General features: G+C 60.4%; 15 protein-coding genes. 4 read left to right on the top strand and 11 right to left on the bottom strand.

What is annotated here, in order from left to right:
• Positions 1-66: 66 nt before the first annotated feature.
• Positions 67-1,446, top strand: coding sequence for an IS1380 family transposase (locus DOM57_RS09920; RefSeq protein ID WP_420820224.1), 1,380 nt, complete (start codon positions 67-69; stop codon positions 1,444-1,446).
• A 204-nt stretch (positions 1,447-1,650) separates the two neighbouring features.
• Here the strand turns inward: DOM57_RS09920 and DOM57_RS09915 are convergent, their stop codons facing one another.
• From DOM57_RS09915 to uraH, 10 genes are all read right to left on the bottom strand, one after another.
• Positions 1,651-3,138: a hypothetical protein gene (locus DOM57_RS09915; protein WP_110649046.1), complete on the bottom strand. Its 1,488-nt coding sequence runs from the start codon at positions 3,136-3,138 to the stop codon at positions 1,651-1,653.
• Complete coding sequence (locus DOM57_RS09910; protein WP_110649045.1) at positions 3,138-6,623, bottom strand: Eco57I restriction-modification methylase domain-containing protein; 3,486 nt, start codon at positions 6,621-6,623, stop codon at positions 3,138-3,140. The genes DOM57_RS09915 and DOM57_RS09910 overlap by 1 nt, the downstream gene beginning before the upstream one ends.
• A 151-nt stretch (positions 6,624-6,774) precedes the next feature.
• Positions 6,775-8,496 (bottom strand): ATP-binding protein, encoded by a 1,722-nt coding sequence (locus DOM57_RS09905; RefSeq protein ID WP_110649044.1) that lies wholly within the window; start codon positions 8,494-8,496, stop codon positions 6,775-6,777.
• 49 nt (positions 8,497-8,545) lie between these two features.
• A complete protein-coding gene (gene brxC, locus DOM57_RS09900; RefSeq protein WP_110649043.1) occupies positions 8,546-12,007 on the bottom strand; it encodes a BREX system P-loop protein BrxC in 3,462 nt (1,153 codons plus the stop codon).
• A gap of 14 nt (positions 12,008-12,021) precedes the next feature.
• Positions 12,022-12,477, bottom strand: a complete 456-nt coding sequence (locus tag DOM57_RS09895) for a BREX protein BrxB domain-containing protein (RefSeq protein WP_204352918.1) — start codon at positions 12,475-12,477, stop codon at positions 12,022-12,024.
• 82 nt (positions 12,478-12,559) lie between these two features.
• Complete coding sequence (locus DOM57_RS09890; protein WP_204352917.1) at positions 12,560-13,273, bottom strand: hypothetical protein; 714 nt, start codon at positions 13,271-13,273, stop codon at positions 12,560-12,562.
• Positions 13,274-13,334: 61 nt separating this feature from the next.
• On the bottom strand, positions 13,335-13,547 hold the full coding sequence (locus DOM57_RS09885; RefSeq protein ID WP_063140232.1) for a helix-turn-helix domain-containing protein: 213 nt from the start codon (positions 13,545-13,547) through the stop codon (positions 13,335-13,337).
• 348 nt (positions 13,548-13,895) lie between these two features.
• Positions 13,896-14,654: a GntR family transcriptional regulator gene (locus tag DOM57_RS09880; RefSeq protein ID WP_110649040.1), complete on the bottom strand. Its 759-nt coding sequence runs from the start codon at positions 14,652-14,654 to the stop codon at positions 13,896-13,898.
• A 71-nt stretch (positions 14,655-14,725) separates the two neighbouring features.
• Entirely contained in the window at positions 14,726-16,078 is a 1,353-nt protein-coding gene (locus DOM57_RS09875) for an 8-oxoguanine deaminase (protein WP_110649039.1), read from the bottom strand.
• Between the two features lie 155 nt (positions 16,079-16,233).
• Positions 16,234-16,605 carry a hydroxyisourate hydrolase gene (uraH, locus tag DOM57_RS09870; protein WP_110649038.1) on the bottom strand — a complete coding sequence of 124 codons (372 nt, stop codon included), beginning with the start codon at positions 16,603-16,605 and terminating at the stop codon, positions 16,234-16,236.
• A gap of 113 nt (positions 16,606-16,718) precedes the next feature.
• On the opposite strand from uraH, the gene uraD reads away from it, so the two are divergent.
• Together uraD and DOM57_RS09860 are read left to right on the top strand one after the other, a co-directional pair.
• Positions 16,719-17,246 (top strand): 2-oxo-4-hydroxy-4-carboxy-5-ureidoimidazoline decarboxylase, encoded by a 528-nt coding sequence (gene uraD, locus DOM57_RS09865; protein ID WP_110649037.1) that lies wholly within the window; start codon positions 16,719-16,721, stop codon positions 17,244-17,246.
• 124 nt (positions 17,247-17,370) lie between these two features.
• Positions 17,371-18,204 carry an IclR family transcriptional regulator gene (locus DOM57_RS09860; protein WP_110649036.1) on the top strand — a complete coding sequence of 278 codons (834 nt, stop codon included), beginning with the start codon at positions 17,371-17,373 and terminating at the stop codon, positions 18,202-18,204.
• Between the two features lie 188 nt (positions 18,205-18,392).
• Here DOM57_RS09860 and DOM57_RS09855 read toward each other — a convergent pair whose 3' ends face one another.
• Entirely contained in the window at positions 18,393-19,247 is an 855-nt protein-coding gene (locus tag DOM57_RS09855; protein WP_110649035.1) for an SDR family oxidoreductase, read from the bottom strand.
• A gap of 344 nt (positions 19,248-19,591) precedes the next feature.
• Here DOM57_RS09855 and pyrB point away from each other — a divergent pair.
• Positions 19,592-20,551, top strand: a 960-nt coding sequence (gene pyrB, locus DOM57_RS09850; protein WP_110649053.1) for an aspartate carbamoyltransferase, incomplete at its 3' end; no start/stop codon positions are given.

Below are 20,551 nucleotides of genomic sequence, written 5' to 3'. Positions count from 1 at the left end.
CGGATGGTATTCTCTTGAAAATTCAGTGTGTTCCGCCAAGAATCTGAACCAAGAGAGCCATCCGCTATGGGTGAAACCCTAACGACCTGGTCGCCCTCGTGCAACGGCTCTGTCCGTGTTGAGCTGAGCGGCCAGCGCACCACTAGCGACAGCGGCGCCCTGCTGCTGCGTGAAGCCCTCGACAACAGCGGCGTGATTGAGGCGCTGGAAGACAATCTGGTCGATCGACGCCACCCGCTGCGCATCCTTCATTCGCTGGCCAGCCAGTTGCGTACCCTGGTGCTGCAGCGTGCGATGGGCTGGATCGACCTCAGCGATACCGACACGCTGCGCCGTGATCCGCTCTGGCAGCTGGCCTGCAGCGATGCGCGCGGGACAACGCCCCTGGCCCAGGACCGGCCCTCTCAAGCCACGCTGTCGCGGCTGCTGACCTGCCTCGGGCGCTGCGACAATATCGATGCCGTGCACGAAGGCCTGCTGCGACTGGTGATCTGGCGCCTGACCGCGCTGAAGAACGGCGAGCGCCCCAAGCAGCTGACGCTGGACATCGACGGCCTGCCGATCGAGGTCCACGGCCACCAGGGCGGCTCGGCCTATCATGGCCTGTACGGCGCGCGGATCTATTCACCGCTGGTCGCCTCGCTGGCAGAAACCGGCGACATGGTGGGCGGCCTGCTGCGCGAGGGCAACGCCGGCCCGGCCGAGAACGCCGACACCTGGATCCCGCATCTGGTGCGGCGACTCAACGAGAGCACCGGCGCCCAGGTTCGGGTGCGCATCGACGCCGGTTTCACCGACAACGCGACGCTGGAGGCCCTGGAAGAGTGCGACATCGAGTACCTGGGCCGACTGCGCAGTCACTCCGGCCTGCAGAAACTGGCGGCACCGCACCTGAAGCGGCCACCCGGCCGGCCACCCGAGCAGCCTCGCGAGTGGTGCCACGATCTGGAGTATCAAGCGGGCTCTTGGTCGGCACCGCGTCGCGTGGTGCTGGTGGTGCAGGAACGCCCCGATGACCTGCTGCTGCATGCCTTCTTCCTGGTCACCAACCTCGGCAAGTTCGACTGGCCGCCGGAGAAGGTCCTGGCGCTCTACCGCAAGCGCGGCAGCGCCGAGGCGCACATGGGCGAGGTGAAGTCGGCGCTCGACGTGCACCTCTCGTCGACCGATCGCGGCGCCTCCACCGTTCAGGACGTGATGGCACGCAACGAGGTGAGCCTGCTGCTCAGCCTCTACGCCTACCAGGTCCTGCATGGCCTGCGCTGCCTGCTGGAGCGGCAGACCCGGCAAGGCTGGAGCCTCAGCCGGATGCGCGAGCAGGTGCTGAAGGTCGCCGCCACGCTGAGACTGCACGCTCGGCGAATCACCGTTCATCTGGGTGCCGCCGCCGACAAGTGGTGGCCGACGCTGCTGAAGGGGCTGCCGAAGCTGACCGCACTGAGCTGACGCTTCTGCGAGACCACCACAGCATCAGAAAGCGAGCGACCGGAGCGGCGGGCGGCGATCACGGCTGCTTGGACGGTCGCCATTGATTCCAAAGAGCTATAAGGAAGCGGGGAAATTTCAGCGTTTTGGCATTACTCAACAGCTATTCGCGCTGAAGAAGCCGATCCTGATAAGCGATGCCACCAGTCAGTACCTTCAGACCGCTCAATCAGCACCCTCGTGAATGAGGCGGGTTAATAAAAGGCTCCAGCCAATGTCTGGCCATTCTTTGATAACGGTTTGTACCGCTACCTTGCGCTTTTCAATGCTTGCAAGTGTATGCGGCATCCAGGGAAGCAAAATGTCGGTCAAGGAGTTGGCTGGGCGGTTTGCCCATTGGCCACCTGGATCATGGCTGGCTAGTTCAGCGAGCAGATCACATACTCGAACAAGATACTGCTCATCCCAAGCTATACCTTCTAACGCCCAGAGCAGCCCTGTCATATGGTTGCTGCCGGTGATGCCAACGCCTTCCTGAGCGAAGAGCTCATCGAATGGGCAAGGGGATGACCGTAAAGCTGTTTCTATGGCATCTAGAAATTCCTTGGGCGCTGCTTCGGACAAGGTAGGAAGCAGACCGTTAAGGCTTCCCCATAACGCCCAATCCGCTCCGTCAAAGATATCCCGAATCGCCAAAACGGCTGTTATGTCGGCATTTCCAAGGGTGCAGTTGCTGCAAGCTTCCGCATAACAACCCAGAATGGCCAACCCTTCTGCAAGCCCGCTGCGCATTGCGGGGGAATAGCTTGGTACTTTCCCGTGAATGCTAGCTGCATAACGCTCTTCTGGTGGCAGCTCAAAAGCGGGATCCTGTTCTTTCAAAACAGTAATGGCCAGCGATTTAAATACCTCCAGGTTTGGATCAAGAATTCTCGAGCCCAGAAGCTTAAATAACTCTTTCCGATGGGTTACAACCCACACGCCATCTTTCAACGATAAGGGGCTATTTGGCAGGTGTAATATTTCACGAGCCACCTTAATCCAATCTTCGTATCTCATATCGAGAATACGAGATAGAGCCTCCTTGTCAGCTTGCTTCTTTTCATTCCATGATCCAACCAGACTTACCAGTGCTAACAGGGTCGCATCTGGATGATTCTTCCAGTCATCTGAAAGTTCATCTTTCTCAGGCCTCACGTTACTGGCTAGGTTATAGATTGCCGCCTTAACAGCGGTAAGGCTCATCTCAGCGGTGTACCTGTCCGGATCAAAGCCCTCTTTCATCTGCTGGTAGGGATGGATGTAGTTACGGAAATTTCTCAGATGTTGCCCGAAATTCTTTACATCGAGCCGAAGGATGCCAATGTTGTGAGCAACATCTATAAGCTGTGCGAGACTCCAGTCTTTAAACGGTTTTGGCTTGCCGCTTTCATCTTTGGGGCTTTGCGGGGACCGGTTGAAGTCCGCAGGCTTTTTGTTCGCCAAGCCAAGTAGCAAACCTTCCAGTAAGGAGCCGCACAACATAATAGTGGCCATAGGGGAATGGGAGAGACAACGCTGCGCTTCGGTAAAACGGTTTTCCAGGATAGGTATAAGCCCCGGATCTACCAAAGCGGGAGACAGGGATAAGGTCTCTATAGCCTGGGTGGTTTCGGCCTCCATTGCTGTTATCTGAAGGCCACCCAGAGCGCGTTGTCTATCATCGCCGCTCATTAGACTTTCTCCCGTGCGGCTCTTTTTTCAGCAAGCGTCAGGTGGTGGTCGTTAATCCGCTCACCCTTGAACGTTTGGTACCAGGGCGCTGACTCCACATCCTTGCCACGGTCTTTTGTCCATTTGACGTTGGGCTTGTCGCGCAGGACGCCGGCGCCTTTCTTTTTGACGTCGCCTACGGTCATGAAGGGACGGACGTTGAGACGGACGCCGTCGTTGAGGTCCGGGTCCCAGCCTATGGGCTGTTGTTCAATGGGCTTCCAGCGGACGAAGATGTCGTAAGGGGCTTCGCCTTCGAGGATCTGTTCCAGCTTCTTCTTCAGGGATTCGGCGGCGGCCAGGCGTTCTTCGGTACCGTCGATGCCGTTGTTCTTGTCCTGCTTCTGGCGGCCAATCCAATCGCCCAGGTAGGTGTAGATCAGGGTTTCGAGGTTCTTGCGGTCGAGCTGGTGGTAGTTGACCAAAGCCGAGAAGCCATCCGGCAAGCCGTCCCAGATGTGCCAGATAAAGGGGCGGTGCTGGAAGAGTTTGCAGTGTTGCGTGAAGAACTTGTCGCGCAGCCAGGTTTCCAGGGTTTTGCCGGCGTGGTCGGCACTCTTGAGAAGTTCTGCCAGAACATCGGTGGACCAGGCGTCGCCGTAGGCAGCGGCCAGCAGGTTCAGCAGGCGGTCAGCGGCTGAGGCCTCACCGCGCACCGGAGGAATACAAACAATGCCGTCTTCATCGGCGAAGGGCAACAGAGCTTCGCAGCGCTTCACCCATTCACGCTGCTCATCGGCCAGCTCCATGTCGGTATCCAGCTCAGCGGGCCAGCGGTAGCCGAGCAGGCGGGCAATGGCGACTTGCAGGACTGTGTTGTCGGTGCGCAGAGGGCCGTGGGCCGTCCATTTTTGCTCCTCATCCCAGACGACCGAGCCGCAGGGGTGGCCGTGGAAGATCCATTGGGTGGGATCGTCGGTGTAGGGCTTAGGCAGGCCGTTGGGGTATTTTTCTTCGGCGACTTTGGTCCAGTGGTCGAGGTCGAAGGGGACTTTAAGCAAGTTGTGCGGTGTGACCTTGAGGCTCTGGTCCACAACGCGGACGGCTTTTCCATGGTCGCCTGATTCACAGAATGCCCAAAGAGCGGTCACATGCTTGGGGTCGTCAGGAACAACCGCACAAGCATTGCAGTCGTAAATTTCCCCCGAATACAAAGTTGGTGGAAGATCTCTCATTTGACTCACGACGACTCCGGGTTTGCCCCAATTTGGCTTTCCACGAAGCCAATTTTGAGCCGCGTGGTTCAAATGCTTAACGCTTTGCGCGAGGCGATACATTTCACCGCGCTCATTCTCCCAAAAAGTAATTTCCTCTAGACCGCCGTATAGCCGACCTAACGAAACCGTGCCTTGGAGAAAACGCCATGTTCCGCTGCCAAGGCTTTCTACCTCCCAGTAGTACCGATTAAATCTTGGGGCGTCCCCTGCAGAGCAGCCCGATAGCGCCGAGGCCGAGGACGAAAGGAAATCTGAACTTGTGATTGGTTCTAAAGTAAATTGAGCATCAGGATTCTCCAACTGCTTCGCCTGATCAACGCTCTTAACTTCTGTCACCAACAACTGCTCAGCCTTCTCAGCCGCCGTGCGCGGCTCTGAAACATCCACGCCCCGAATCAGATTGGTATGTTCCACATCACCGAACAGTCCGCCAGATTCCTGAGCGTCATTACCCCGGCTGATAGAGATTAGTTGAACATTGAAGTCCCACATTGGGGTTTGGAAGGCCTGAGGCCCAAGCCTGGCAATCAAATGCCAGGTATCGTTCTTGAGCAGCTTTTCGCGGAACTTCTTGTAACTAGTCAGGAACAGCCAGTTCTGCGGCAGCACAATACTGGAGGTTCCGCCCTCGACACATAGCTCTAAGCAACGGTCGAGGAAGACTGTGGCCAAGTCATTCTTTGCAGCAGGATAGTGCCGCTCACAGAAGTCTCTCAATCGGTCACTTTGCTTGCCCCGTGCCAGGTATGGGACGTTGGTAATCACCCATTGGTATTGATCAGCCAGGAGAGTCGCCGCCTTGGCCAGCCCCTGGGCCACTACGGCGGCCTCGTGTTGGGCTTCGCCCCCTCCCGCTTGCGGGTCCTGGTATAGTCCTTGTTGTTCGTTTTCCAAGGCCTGTTTCAGGGTGGTGGACAGCTCCTCCCACTTCACCAGCTTGGCGGCATCAGCCTTGGCGGGGTTCAACAGGCTTCCCAGTACCGGTGCGTCCCTGAAGGTGTCGTGCATCCAGTCGAGCGCAATGGTGAGGTTGTGCTTGCCCAATCCGAGTTGCTTCCACTCTTCCTTGGCAACGCTGACGGACAGGCCGGTACAGGCCAGGTGCAGCTCCGGCAGTGGCCGGTAACCTTCGGCGCCGGGGTATTTCCAGGCGGTCAGGGCCAACGCAAAAGCGGCCAGCTCCACACAACGCTGATCCAGCTCCAAGCCATGAATGTTCTCTCGCAACACCGCATCCACGGCGTCGCGAGCGGACAGGCCATCGCGCTCCATGCGCATGGGCACGAGCATCAGGAAGGCGGCCACCAGGAAGTGGCCGGAGCCGCAGCAGGGGTCCAGGGTTTTCAGGTTGGCCAGTTGTTCCGGCCAGGCATCAAAGGTGCCGGCAGCCGGTGTCCAGGCTCCATCTTCCTGTTTTACAAAGCGCAGATAGTCCAGGGGAACACCAGGAATGGAGGCCTTCTGGCGCAGCTCTTCTTCGCTTTCGGCGTGTTTCAGATCGCTTTCACTGAGCTGCCGGGCTGCCCACCAGGCACCGAGGGAGTTGTCGAGCAGGAAGCTGACCATGTAGGGTTCGGTGAAGAGCTGGGTGACGGCGGGAAGCTCCCGGGCGCCGATCTTGACCTCGGACTGGTTAACCTGCTCTTTCTTCTTGGCCTGCCAGAACTGGTAAACCCAACCCAGGCTGTCGGAGGCGGTGAACACCTCCAGCGGCAGGCCCGCGACCTGGCGTTCCAGAGCCTGTTGGTGCTCCGGTGGCAAGGTGAGCTGGAAGACCGGGGAGTCCAGCCGGAAAATCTGCGGCAGCATACGGGCCGCATAGCGGGCGGCCAGTTCCCAGCCGTTGGCGGCGCCTTCATCGGCAGCCAGGTCTTCACACTCTTCCAGGGTGATGGCCACCGGTTCGTCCGGGTCCGGGTACATGAGCAGGTCGTTTTCGGCCAGGAAGCGGGCAAAGAGCATGCGGTGCCAGTGCTCGTAGGCAACCTCTTCCACCAAACGGTCCATGCTCTGGACCTTGCCACCGTTCAGGGAGTCACCCAACTGTCGACCATGGGCACGCAAGCGGCGGCGCAGCTCCCGCTCGGTCTCGCTCAGATGCGCGGCCGGTGTGGGGTCTGCCACACCCAGCTGGTCCAGGGCGGCGCGGGCACCGGTTTCGGCGGTGTCCCGGGCGGCCTTAACGGCGCGCTCCAACTGGCTTCTCAGAGTCTTGTCGAGTGGCTGCATGTTCTTTTACTTCCCCAATCCTGAAAGTGATGCAACGGCTACGGCGTTTGTACCGTGAGAGCACTTTTTCCTGTCGCATCGGTGCGACTTGATATGCGCAATTTTACCAATAATCGCATAGTCTGCGCATATGGTCTTATCTATGCGCATTTTAATACTGACGCGCATTGCTGTACTCATAGCGCGCCCAGCGCCGCTCACCCACCTGCTGGAGGCCGGTGTTCTCCTGCATCAGCTCCTGCATCAGGCGCCGGGCCTGGTTGCGGTCAAAGCGCGTGATTTGCCGGATTTCCTTGTTGCTCAGGCCCGGCTCGTTGCGGCGTGCGCGCTCCATCAGAATACTGAGCACGCGGGTTTTGGCGGCCTCCCAGTCGATGCGGCGGCGAGCCTCGCCCTGACCGTCTTCGGCCAGACGGTTATAGAGGTCCGGGTGAACGCACCAATAGGCCCCCCGGCCAGTGCCGCCATGCTCGATATAGCCGGCGGACTCCATGGCCGAGAGCCGCTCGCGGATTTCCGCCTCGCTGCGCTGACACAGGGCTGCGGCGGTTCCGGTATCCAACTCCGGGTGTTGCAGCAGGTATTGCAGCAGCAGGAGCTCGTCCACGCCCAGATTGCGGCCATGCTCGCTCTCCTCGGCCACGAACAGACGGAAGGCGGCATTCAGGTCCCGCTTGGGGAAACTCACCAGCACGGATTCGCCGATCTCGCGGATCTGCGGTGGCTCCTTGCCCTCAATGAGCAAGGCGGAAAACATCCGGTTTATCCCCAGGTTGCTGCGGTTGACCAGGCGTAAGCGTGTCAGGGCCTCCACCAGCAGCGGATTTCGGGCTGCGGGTTGGTGATGGAGGATATTGTTGGGAGTAATGCCGGCAATGAAGCCCCCGTTGTTGCTGATTTCCAGCCGGTCCGGGTAAAGCTTGACCATCACCGGCCCGGCGATGCGCAGATCCGCATGGCAAAAGGCGTTCATCAACGCCTCGCGCACGGCGATTTCCGGCCAGGTGCGGTATTCGTAGTGGAACAGGCCCTGCTGATAGGTGGTGATCGGGTTGAAGGGGACCAGCAGTTCTTCTATGCGCTGAACGGACAAAGGCAATGCGCTGACCCGATCCTCCCGGATGCCGTACTCGGTATCCGAGGTCATTTGCAGGAAGGTCCAGTTGTGGCCGGGGAGACGTTCCCGGATGGCGGCTTCGGTACCGGCCAGCAACAGCGCCGCGCGAGTCAGTTTGCCGTGCTTGATCAGGCCCAAGGTGGACAGCAGCTCAACATCGGTCAGGCGTAGCAAGTCCTCCGGCGCCCGCTCCTTGCGGGCCTGATTGCGTAGGGACTCGAGGGCGGTGGCGGATAGTAACTGGTTGTCCACGGGGGAGACGGCTTCGCCAGTGTAATCGGTCTCGCCCGTTTCCACGCCGATTTTGCGGCGCAAGGTGCCAGTGAGCGGCTGGCAATCCTTGCCTACACGGATGGTGCCCCGGCCAGCGCTGTCGGTGTAGGGCGGCATACCGGGGTAGATCTGCATAAGCAGCAGGCGACCGGTGCCTTCCGGTACGGCCAGCTCTTCGAATACCGGGGTTATTTTCGGATCTGTCTGGTCGTAAACCGCCTTTTTCAGCAGGTTGATGTCGATTTCCGGCGGAACGCCGATAATGGCACTCTCACGCCCTTGGGACCGGTCGGCTACCCCAAACACCACGGTACCGCCGCCGCCATTGGCCATGCATACGGCCATCTGGACCACGGTTCTTACCGCTTTGTCGCGGCTTTGCGTGTCCCACTGCTTGAAGTCGAGGTCCTGGTCTTCCAGGTCGTCGGCTATGCAATGCTCCAGTTCTGGGAGCAGGGACTCTATGTTGGCGGCAGTCCTCATGGATGAAGTCATTCCCCTTATTTGACTGGCTCTTTATTTGACGGGCTCTTTATTTGACTGAAATGGGCCCGTCTGGCAGCGCGGCCTTGAGTTGTTGCTTCACTTCCTCGGCCCAGGCATCGATGTCTTCATCGGTCTTCAGCGTGCGGCGGGGTACATGGATAAACTGGATCTCCGGCTCGCACAGCTCGGCTGCCGCCACGGCCACATTGTCAAAGCGGCTGGGAAGGGCAGCGACGCGATCGGCAAACATGGCCAGAGCGCACTGATCCAGCGTGTTCAACACCTCTTGGGTGGATTGAACCGTGACCTCGGGCCGATCAGCCAGGGTCAGGCGCTGGTCTGCCAACAGCTGGTTTCGCTGTTCGGGCTCCAGTTGCTGCCAGTTGCTGTCATCGGCCAGGCGAGCCATGCCTTGCTCGTGGCGTTTCTGGTAATCCTGGTCCAGTCGATTCAGTGCATCCCGGAGCGCCTGTGTCAGACTGGTAATCAGCGGGGCCACCGGGTCGGGGTCGGTCAGCAACTGTCGCTGCTGTTCAATAGTTTCCACCTGAGCCCGGAAGACATCGGCATCGTCGAGCCCGCCTGCGTGGGACATCAATCGCTTCAATACCGCCCAGTTGGGCCAGCGCTGGTGAATGCGCTCCGAGAGGTGCTCCCAGGTCTCGATGTTGGAGGCCAGCTCTTCGCGCCGGTTATAGAGCGCCACCAATTGCTCGTTGCCGGCGGTGAGGCGAATGTCGTCAAGGAAGCTGGCATCCGGGCGCTCCGGCTTGGGCGCCTCTCCGCCGGCCTCGTCAGCCAGGCCGGAAAGCTTCTGCAGGAACTGAGGCACATACGCCAGCTCCTCACCCTGCTTGGCGGACAAACCCACCTTCTGCAGCAGCTTACGGATTTGAATACGTTGGGGCGTAGTGACGGTGGCGGACTCTACCTTGAACAGGGTTTTGCCAATGCTCTTGCGCTCCAGGCTGGACGGCTCAAGAGGTTGGCCGCGCTCGTCCTGGGCGCGGATAAGGCCAGCCACCAACAGGGCCTGGAGGCCTCCGTCCACGGCGTCGCGGGACCAGCCATAGGGGGAAGACTCAAAGTGGGTACGAATATCCGCGCCTTTTTTGCCGCCGGCAATGGCTGCCAGAATGGCTTTGCACACTGGGTTCTTGGCCGGTTCGCCATCATCACCCACGGCCTTGAGGGCGTCTGGGGCACCTTTCTGGGCCTTTTCGTAAACCTTGGACCAGCCGGCATGGTCAGCGGTATGGAAGTGAGGGTAAAGCCGTTGCAGGGCGTTGTTGGCGGCTTCCAGGATCATTTCCTGGAGATCGTTGCCCAGAATCTCGTTACCGCCCCCCTGGAAAACACGGGCTCCGGAGAAGGCTTCGTTTAGTAATTCCCGGATCTTGCCCTCAGCAGTCTGCTTGGTGGTTTCCATGGCAGCCCGTGCCTCTGTGCCCTCCGGGGTGTTGGGTACGCCCCGCTTATCCAGGGTGGCACTGGCGGCTTTGTAATCAATCAGATGGTGCCGCAGGTCATCGGCAGAGCGCTTGGGGATGAACACGAATACGGTGGGCGATTGGTTACCGGCTTGCCGGGCATCGGCGCGTACGGAGTTCTCGTCGCCGCTCCATCCATCCCGAACCCAGACGCAAATGCGTTGGTCGGCATCGTCTGGCAGTTGTGCGTCGAATACCGGGTAGATATCGCGGGTGACTTTTGCATCGCCCTGAACCAGCGACAGCTTGCGGGCCGCCTCGCCAAAGGTGCGGCGGATACGGTCATCGCGCTCGGCATGAATGCGGTGTGCCTCGCTGGATAGGGCCGCGCGTTGGCTGAGGAATTCATCGGTCCAAGCGGCGCTCTCTTCGGTCTGGATGCGGTACTCATCGCCGATCTTTACAAGTAAGTCGTATTTCAAGGCACCACTAGAGAGCTTTTCCTCAGTAAGCTTTGCCAACCTGGATCGGATAGCCGCGCTTCCTTGGTTCAGGTCTTCAACCAATAAGTCCGCCAACGTATCAATAGTCGCACGGATGCCGATTTCATTGTTCTGGCCGCCCAGCTTGTTGATCAGGAAAACCAGGCCACAGGCACGGGCCATCAGACGCTCGTCTTCGGTGCCATTAATCCACTGCATGGTCTTCTGATAGACCTTTTTTGGCAAAATCCGATGCTGCTGTAACTCGTCTGCAGAGTAAAAATAGATGTAGTCAGCAGGTATTACGTTTCCGAGGTCTTTATCGAGGTTGGTTTGAACTCCCTTGTGCGCAATTCTCAATTGATTGCGTAGCTGGCTATCCGTGCCAGTGGGATCCAGAGAACGCAAGGTGTTTTCCCAGAAGCGTCTGCGAACTGGGAGAATTGGGTAATCCTGTGAAAAGTAAGGCAAGTCATCCTGACGATGACCAATAGTGGTACCGTTCAGGTGCCTCGAAACTTCCCCCAGGTTGGTTTGCATAACCTGCTCAATGGGAGCTTTAGCCTCCGGTTTCTTAGCCAGAATAACTTGCCGGATAACGGCATCGACATCGGCGTCCGAGAGCTCGACGCGGATGGTAAATCGCCCCTCAAGCCTCTTCAGATTACTGGTGCCGGTCACGGCTGTCTGTCCGGTACCAATGAATAGAAGTTTGCCACCAAAGTTCTTACAGCAGGCCTCAACAACCTCCTGTACAGCAATGGAGCGTTGACTGTCTTCGCCAATGAACTGTTGAACTTCGTCCAGAACGATCAGAGTCAACGGGAATTTGCCATCTCGCGTTAGTGCTTGACGAATGGCTTTTAACATTTCATCGCTAGAGATATCGTGAACATTCGGGTACTGATTATTCAGTGCTTCCATGCACGAGGCTTCTGAAGAGAAGAGCGAAGGTTTAACACTCACCAGTGCCTGGGGTAGGCCTTCAGCGACATGAAAGTTGTCCAGTTCCTCATGCCAGTCGAAGCCTCTAGACTCAACGTTCTTACGCACCTGATCAAGAATGCCTTCACGCTTTAGCCATAGCACGAAGCGAGCAACAGGATACTGCGCTGGCAAACCGACGGACTTAAAAAGTATTCTAAGCAACGCAAGGCGAACACTTCCCTCCGCACCCGAGCCTAACGTTCCGGAAGCGGCGTGCAGCCCTCCGTGGCGCTTTCCTTGAGTGCTGAGTTCAATCAAATGATCGCTAACGCCTTTAGGCAGATTCGCAATTCCTCTCGCTGTAGCCCCGTCGTCAAATGTGGCATCCAGCCAAAGCGCCCGAAGCATTTTGACCAAATGTGATTTCCCAGAACCAAAGAAGCCACTTACCCACACTGCCGGCTGCTGGGCCTGGTCGATATTCTTGAGGTAGGTTTCGAGGATGTGTGACATCCCTTTTTCGTACTGACCATCGCAAACGAACGTTTCCAGCTCGTAGCGAAGAACCGCGAGGGCATGGCTGGTGGTTTCGTCGTTGACGCTTGCCACCCCTTCGTTGACCAGCTTCCGGGTGGTTGGATCCTTCTGATAAATGTCACGATTCTTCATTAACAACCTCTTATTCAGTAATCCTTATCCGCCGTGATGGGCATGGCGAGATAGTTCCACCCGTCGTAACCGTCCAGCAGTCGGTAGTTGTTGTTTTCGTAGCTTCCAGGGAAAAACACCAGCAACCGCCCGGGTACCCGGGGGGCAAGCTTGTCGACCACATCCTTCACCTTGAGGAAGCCGAACAGTGACCCAACGCCCTGGATTGCCACCACGGCGTTCTCATCAATATTGCGGCTGTCCAGAAAGCGCTCGAATTCGTCCACGATGTAATCAAGATACTTGGGCAGCACAGTGGCGAGTAAATGCGGCTTCTGGAAGTAGCTCTTGGCATAGCGCTGGCTACTGAGCCAGGCCGCAAAGGTGTTGGTCAAATCGAACAGCGCCCAGTCGTGGCCGGCCTGTTTGGTGACGATTTCAAACTCATCGACCCGGGCCCGGAGCCAGCGCTCCTCGTTCTCGTTGTACACGCAGAAAATGACGCGCTGTGCGGCAGCCGCATCGTCCCGCCAAGGGATTGATATATGCCTGTTGTACGATTGTACTAACCGTCTAACCCTGCTCACGCAGCCACTCCTGTTCCTGCTGGTTGATAAGGCTGGGGAAAAGCACCTCGATCACATCCCCTACCCGCTTGAAGGTTATCCAGCCTTTGCGTGAGGCGCCCTCCGCGAGCTCGATGGCTTTGTCGCGTGGGCAGTCGAGCAGTTTTATATATTCGGTGCGAAAGAGTTCCTGCCCCCGGACTCCGGTCAGGTATCCGAGCAAAAGTGCGTATGAAACACTCCCCGAGGTTGGTGTGGGATGGGCGCGAATTTTTTTCACCCTGCCGTTCAAGTGGCCAGACTTGGTCCAGCTTGAGTTGATGTTCTGCGCCGTCGATTTCAGGGTTGCCTTGCTGAAGCGGCCAGGTTCCTGGCTATCGATAAATTCTTCCAGGAACTCCCTGTTAATCACTGTCCCTTCCGGACATTTCAAGATAAAGGGTGCCGTGGAGCGGAAGATGGAGTCGCGAGCATAGGCGCACAGCACGGCCAGCAGTGGGCGCCCTGCTTCATCTCGCTTCCAAAAATGCCGGAGGGCGCGAAACAGGATGTGGGCGGTATCCAGAGAATAGAGTTCCGCCAGGTGACGGTAGGTCAACCTCCGGGTTTTTCCCGAGCGTTTGGCGAGGCAGTTGTCCTCTTCGACAGCACGCAGGTAGTCGCCTTTCGAGACTTCTTCGCGGTCGACATAGCCAAGGAGCGTTGCCAGTTCGTCGAGCATCACGGTTCGGGAGCTGTGTGCTCCTCCCCGCTCGAAACGAAACCCGAACCGGGCCAGTGACTTATGATTTCTTGCCATTGTCGCCACTGGTGTCACTTGCTCCGCCGTTGCGTACCCACTCATCAATCTCATCTTTCTTGAACTTCCAAAAACGGCCCACCCGGTGGGCTGGCATGGAGTGTTTGTCTATCCAGCGGTATACCGTGTCATTGCTAACACCCAGGTGTTTGCCTATTTCATCTACGGATAACCAGCGGTCTTCCATCTCGGCCATGTTTTCGCTTCCTATGGGCGATGGTGTTGCCGCCCCGTCTGAGGCGGCTGGATCTCACGGGCGAAGCAGCCCTAGCCTAAATTGATAAGCCAATGTATAGCGGCACTATTACGCACTCAACAGGTTTGATCCGGATAGAGGCACAGAAAACAGCATCAGCCAAACATGGGCCAGGAATGAGAAACGCAGGGAGCAGCCACAGAAAGAATTAGGCAAGCCCTCGAAATTGCTTAACGCAGCGAATCGCTTGCAAAAGACGATAGTTTGCGCTTCTTAAACTATCGAGAGGCTTGATGGTCTCGAGCAATCAAACCACTAAGTCAGCAGCAATCGAGCGAGTGTACATGGCTAGCCGAAGATCGCATGCAGATCCGGCGTTTCGTCCGGGCTCTCCTCGATCGATAGCGACGCCTCGATCGCCTTGAGGTGACGCTGCATGAAAGCCACCGCGCGCTCTTCCTTGCCGCTTTCGAGCAGCGTGACCAGTTCGTCGTGGTCGTGGGATTCGCAGCCGAGATGACCGGGGCTGCCGTAGACCGCCAGGATCAGAGAGGAGCGCGAACACAGCCGCTCGACGAATTCCGCCAGCGGCGTGTTGCCGGCCAGCCGGGCCAGGCGCTGGTGGAACTGGGCGGAGAGCTGGATGGCGCGGCTCTGCTCGCCGGCACGCAGCGCCTGGCGTTCGCTCGTCGCCAGTTCGCGCAGCGTCTTGGCGTCCGCCGGTTTCAGCCGCCGCGCGGCCCAGGGCATCAGTTGACACTCCACCAGTTGGCGGGCGGCGAAGACGTCGCGCGCCTCCTCGATGCTCGGCCGGCTGACGCTGGCGCCACGCCGCGGGGTCAGCGTCACCAGGTATTCCAGCGCCAGCCGCTGAAGAATCTTGCGGATGCCGGTGCGACTGACCCCGAACACCTCGGCCAGCGCATCCTCGCGCAGGCGCGCGCCCGGCTTGAGCCGATGCTCGACGATCGCCTCGCGAATCTGGCGATAGATCGTCTCGTGACGCTCGGCGCCGTCGCCGGCCTTGCCGGCCCCTCTGCGACCCTTCACGGTCGCTCCGTCACGTTCTGCTTCCAGTACTGCCGCTGCGTCCACGCGCTTGCCCATCGTCGTTCGCTCCACCCGCGTGCGTCGTCGGAAGCTTCGATTGTATCGGGCGCCCGGCGAGATACCAGCGCCTAGGCGACGAGCCGCCGCGCGCTGGCATTGTGTCGTGCCACCAGGGTCTCGAGATCGATCCCCAGCAGCCGTCCATCCTCGACCCGACGAACGCCGCCGACGATCGACAGGTCCACCGTGGGCGGCTGGCAGAACACCAGCGATGCCAGCGGATCGTGCAGCGCGCCGCCGGCCAGTGCCAGTGTATCGAGGCGGAAGCCGATGATATCGGCGGCCTTGCCCACCGCGAGCTGACCGATGTCGTCACGCCCGAGTACCGCCGCCCCACCGCGGGTGGCGAACCACAGCATGCGGCGCGCGGTGATCTCGCCCGGATCGCCCTCGAGACGTCCCAGCAGCATTGCCTGGCGCGCTTCCGCCAGCAGGTGCGAGCCATCGTTGGAGGCGCTGCCGTCGACGCCGATCCCGATCCGCATGCCGGCGCGGTGCATCTTCATCAGCGGCGCAATGCCGGAGCCCAGGCGCATGTTGGAACTCGGACAGTGGGCGGCACCACAGCCGTGCCGGCCGAGACGCGTAATCTCGTCCGCATGCGGATGCACCATGTGGGCGAACCAGACATCGTCGCCGACCCAGCCGAGGCGCTCGGCGTACTCCACCGGCGTACAGCCGAAGCGCTCACGGCAGTAGGCTTCCTCGTCGCGGGTCTCGGCCAGATGGGTGTGCAGGTGTACGCCATGTTGTCGGGCAAGCTCGGCGCTGTCGCGCATCAGCTCGGGCGAGACCGAGAATGGCGAACAGGGCGCGACCACGATGCGGGTCATCGCCCGCTCCGAGGCGTCGTGATAGCGCTCGATCGCGCGCTGGGTGTCGTCGAGGATCTCCCGCTCGGACTCGACCACGCTGTCCGGCGGCAGGCCGCCCTGGGACTCGCCCACCGACATCGAGCCGCGCGAGGCGTGGAAGCGCAGGCCGAGTTCGGAGACCGCGGCGATCTGGTCGTCGATCCGCGCGCCGTTGGGCCACAGGTAGGTGTGGTCCGCCGCCGTGGCGCAGCCGGAGAGCAAAAGCTCGGCGGCGGCGACCTGGCTGGCCGCGAACAGTGACTCCGGATCGAGCCGTGCCCAGATCGGGTAGTGGGTCACCAGCCAGTCGAACAGCTCGGCGTTCTGTCCCGCCGGCAGGTTGCGGGTCAGCGTCTGGTAGAAGTGATGGTGGGTGTTCACCAACCCCGGCAGCAGGATGTGCCCGCGCGCATCGATGACGATATCCGCGGGGCCGTCCAATTCGTCGGCAGGACCGACGGCGACGATGCGGTCGTCCTCCAGGCGCAGGCTGGCGTTGGGAATCTCGCGCTCGGCATCATCGAAGGTCGCGATCCAGTCGGCATTGCGGATCAATGTCGTGGTCAAGAGAGTTCCTCGATCGAGAAGTTTCGCTAACGGTGAGAAAAGCCGCGAGCGAAGGCCAAGCTAGGCAAAAATCGTTGAGACAGCGGAGTTAACGATTTGTTAATGAGCATGTCGAGACGATTTTTAACGACGCATGGCCGAGTCGCAGCGCTTTTCTAGCTGCCTCGGTAGGTCGAATAGCTATACGGCGATAACAACAACGGCACATGATAATGCTCGTCGGGCCGCGCCACCGTGAAGCGGATCGGGATGCGGTCGAGAAAGTGGTCCGGCTGGCCGCTGGCGACGAGATAGTCACCGGCATGGAACAACAGCTCGTAGACGCCGGCGGTGAAGTCGCCGCCTTCGAGCAATGGCGCGTCGCAGCGGCCATCGGCGTTGGTGCTCACGTCGGCCAGCCGCGCCCGGGTCCCGCCTTCGAGCCGGTAGAGCTCGATGCGCAGGCCACTGGCCGGCCGGCCCTGGGCGGTATCCAGCACATGGGTGGTCAGATAGCCCTTGAGATCGTCCTTGGCGGTTTCGTTCATGTGCCCTTCCATGATCGGAGCGCCCGACGACACGCAAAAGGCTGGATCGGCGGGCGGCATTGGGGTTAGCCTCATTCAAGGCGTTTTGTATACAAAGGTCAACCGGAGGTTGCATGGCACAGGATCGGCTCTCTCCCCGCCCGAGCCAACTCGGGCGCGAGGCGTTCATCGCCAGCTACGGCGACGTCTACGAACACTCGCCATGGATCGCGGCCCAGAGCTGGGACCAAGGCCTCGACGAGCGCCACGATACTCCCGCCGGGCTGGCCGCACGGATGCGCGGGCAGGTCGAGGCCGCCTCTCCCGAGGCTCAACTGCAACTGATCCGCGCCCATCCGGATCTCGCCGGCAAGGCCGCGGTGGCCGATGCGCTGACCGAAGACTCGCGCGCCGAACAGGCGGGAGCCGGGCTGGATCGCTGTACGCCGGCGGAGTTCGCGCGTTTCGAACGCTTGAACGCCGCCTACCGCGAGCGTTTCGATTTTCCGTTCGTGATCGCCGTGCGCGGTCTCGACCGCCATGCGATCCTCGACGCCTTCGAAGCCCGCTTGAAGCATGCTCTCGACGAAGAGCGCCGCACCGCCATCGAGCAGATCCATCGTATCGCCCTGCTGCGCCTGGAGAGCCGGGTGCAGGCCTGAGCCGCGAAAGTCGTAGCCGCCGACGCGCAGACAGCCCAGCGTCGAAAGGTTATCCTGAACGCGGCCGCCCGCGCTTCAGTCGCGGGCGAGCGTATTTTTCGAACTTCGACGAGAGCGGGAACGGGTGACGGAGCAAAAGCGTAGAGCAGTCGGACGACCGGCCGGTGAGTCCAAAAGCGCCGGTGGGCACAGCCAGTCCCTGGTGCGGGGTTTGACGATTCTCGAGGGCCTCGCGGCGGCACCGGACGGTCTCGCCCTCTCCGATATCGCCGAGGACGTGGGGCTCGCGCCTTCGACCACCCATCGATTGTTGCAGGCGCTGTTCCAGCAGGGCTTCATCACCCAGGATATCGAAAGCGGCCTGTGGAAGATCGACGTCAAGACCTTCCGTATCGGCAACAGCTTCCTCGAAGCGCGCGATTTCGTCGCCACCGCCCGCCCCTATCTGCGCCGGCTCACCGCCGCCACCGGTGAAACCGCCAATCTCGGCATCCGCGACGACGGCATGGTGGTCTACTTGGCGCAGAGCGAGTCGCAGCAGATGATGCGCATGATCACCCGCCTGGGATCGCGAGCGCCGCTGCACGCCTCCGGCGTCGGCAAGGCACTGCTGGCATGGATGCCGACGCAGGAGTTCAAACGCATCATCGAAGGTCGCACGCTCGAGGGCGAAACGCCCAACACGCTGACCGATGTCGGCAGGCTACGCGAGCAACTGGTCGAGATCCGACGCCAGGGCTACGCCGTCGATCGCGAGGAGCATGCCATCGGCCTCAACTGCGTCGCGGCGACGCTGCACGATGAAAGCGGTATGCCGCTGGCCGCCATCTCCGTTTCCGGCCCGGTGGCCCGCATCGACGACTCCCGCCTGCCGGAACTGGCCCGGCTGGTGGCGGAAACCGCCCGCGAGATCACCGCCAAGATCGGTGGCAAGCTGCCCACCGAACCGCCAGCATAGTCGTTTTGCCCGAAAAGTCGGCGAGCGCAGGCACTTTTCGTCCGGGAAACGCTGAATAAATCGTCGAGCAGGATGAAGCGCAAGGCGCACGGAGCGCAGCAACCGGAGCATATTGGGGTATATGTGAGGATTGCGAGCACCGCGCAACGAAGTCGATTCGCCTGCGCAGACATTTATGCAGTGTTTCCTCAGGTATTCAGGATCACCCCGCCATTCAAATGAATCGTCTGGCCAGTCATGTAGGACGACTCCTGGCTGGCCAGATAGACGTAGGCCGGCCCCATCTCGCTCGGCTGCCCGGCGCGATTCATCGGCACCTGCCCGCCGAAGCTTTCGACCTTATCTTCCTCGAAGCTGGCCGGGATCAACGGCGTCCACACCGGACCCGGCGCCACGGCGTTGACGCGAATCTCGCGATCGATCAGCGATTGCGCCAGCGAACGCACCAGCCCCTGAATCGCCCCCTTGGTCGCGGAGTAGTCGATCAGGCTCTTGTTGCCCTTGAAGGCGTTGACCGATGACGTCGCGATGATGGTGTCGCCGGCGCTCAGGTGCGGGAGCGCTTCGCGGATCAGATAGAAATGGCTGAAGATATTGGTCGCGAACGTCCGCTGCAGCTGCTCATCGGTGATCTGGGTGACGTCGTCCCAGTCGTGCTGTTCGGCGGCGTTGTTGACCAGGATGTTGATTCCGCCGAACGCCCCGCGCGTTTGCTTGACGACCTCGCGACAGAAACCGGAATCGGCGACATCGCCCTGGATCAGCAGGCAACGCTGCCCCTCGGCTTCGACCAGCGCCTTGGTATCCTCGGCATCCCGCTGTTCATCGAGATAGACCACGGCGCAGTCGGCCCCTTCGCGAGCGAAATGCAGCGCCACGGCGCGGCCGATGCCGCTGTCGCCACCGGTGATGATCGCTACCTTGCCCTTGAGCTTGTCGCTGCCGCGATAATCGTCGCGAATGAATTCCGGCTCGGGGTGCATGCGATGCTCGTCGCCGGGCTGCTTGTCCTGTTCCTGCGGGGGAAAGTGAGATTCTGCCATCCTGGCGGCCTCCTGTTAGCTGTGACATGCCTTCGGATTCGCCCGTCATCACAGGCGCGGTCAGTAAGAACTGACTTAAGCATAGGCAGTCGCCGATGCTCGGCAAAAATCTCGTCGCTAGAGATTAACCCCTGTTAATCAGGCGGTTGGGGCACAGGAAACGCTCTCATTCATGGCTGCGCCGGTGGCTGCATCGACTTTTCGTCCGCGACGCGTGAAGCGACCGGCAGCGAACGCTACACTATCGCCGGCTGATCCATCGCCACCGGGGAAACACGCCATGGATGCCTACGCAGGCGTTTCCCGACCACTCCGATTCCGCCATCCGCCAACGAGGTTTCGTGATGCCTTCGCACCTGCTCTCCGTCGACTCTCTCTCCCGTGACGCCGTCGACCATCTGATCCGTATCGCCGAGCGCATGGAACCGATCGCAAGCCGGCGCAAGGTGACCCGGGTGCTGGAGGGCGCGGTGCTCGGCAACCTGTTCTTCGAGGCCAGCACGCGAACCCGCATCAGCTTCAACGCGGCGTTTTGCCGGCTCGGCGGCAGCGTCTGCGATACCACCGGCTTCACCTTCTCGTCGATGGCCAAGGGCGAATCGCTTTACGACACCAGCCGCGTGATGGGCGGCTACGTCGACGCCATCGTCATGCGCCACCCGGAGCAAGGCTCGGTGGCGGAATTCGCCGAGGCGACCCGGGTACCGGTGATCAACGGCGGCGACGGCCCGGGCGAGCACCCCAGCCAGGCGCTGCTGGATATCTATACCATCACCAAGGAGTTTGCGCGGCTGGGCAAGCCGCTGGCGGGTGCGCATCTGCTGCTGACCGGCGATCTCAAGTACGGCCGCACGGTCCACTCGCTGATCAAGCTGCTGTCGCTCTACGAACCACTGCGGATCACGCTGGTCTCGCCGCCGGGGCTGGAGATGCCCCAGCCGCTGATCGACCTGGTGGCCTCCCGCGGCCACCATGTGCGAATCCTGCCGAGCCTGGCCGATAATTTCGACGACGTGGACGTGATCTACGCCACCCGCATCCAGCGCGAGCGTTTCACCGCCGAGATGTCCGAGAACTTCGCCGAACTCACCTCGGATTTCGTCGTCGATCGCGGCTTCCTCGACCGCCGCTGCTCGCCGACCACCATCGTCATGCATCCGCTGCCGCGGGATAGCCGCCCGGGTGCCAACGACCTCGGCACCGATCTCAACGGCGATCCGCGCCTGGCGATCTTCCGCCAGACCGACAACGGCATTCCCATGCGCATGGCGATCTTTGCCCACCTGCTGCAGGTAGAGGATCTG

This window comes from Salinicola peritrichatus (assembly GCF_003206715.1).
GTDB classification, from domain to species: Bacteria; Pseudomonadota; Gammaproteobacteria; order Pseudomonadales; family Halomonadaceae; genus Salinicola; species Salinicola peritrichatus.
The sequence above is the reverse complement of the archived record's forward strand: the minus strand, read 5'-3'. Positions and strand labels throughout refer to the sequence as shown.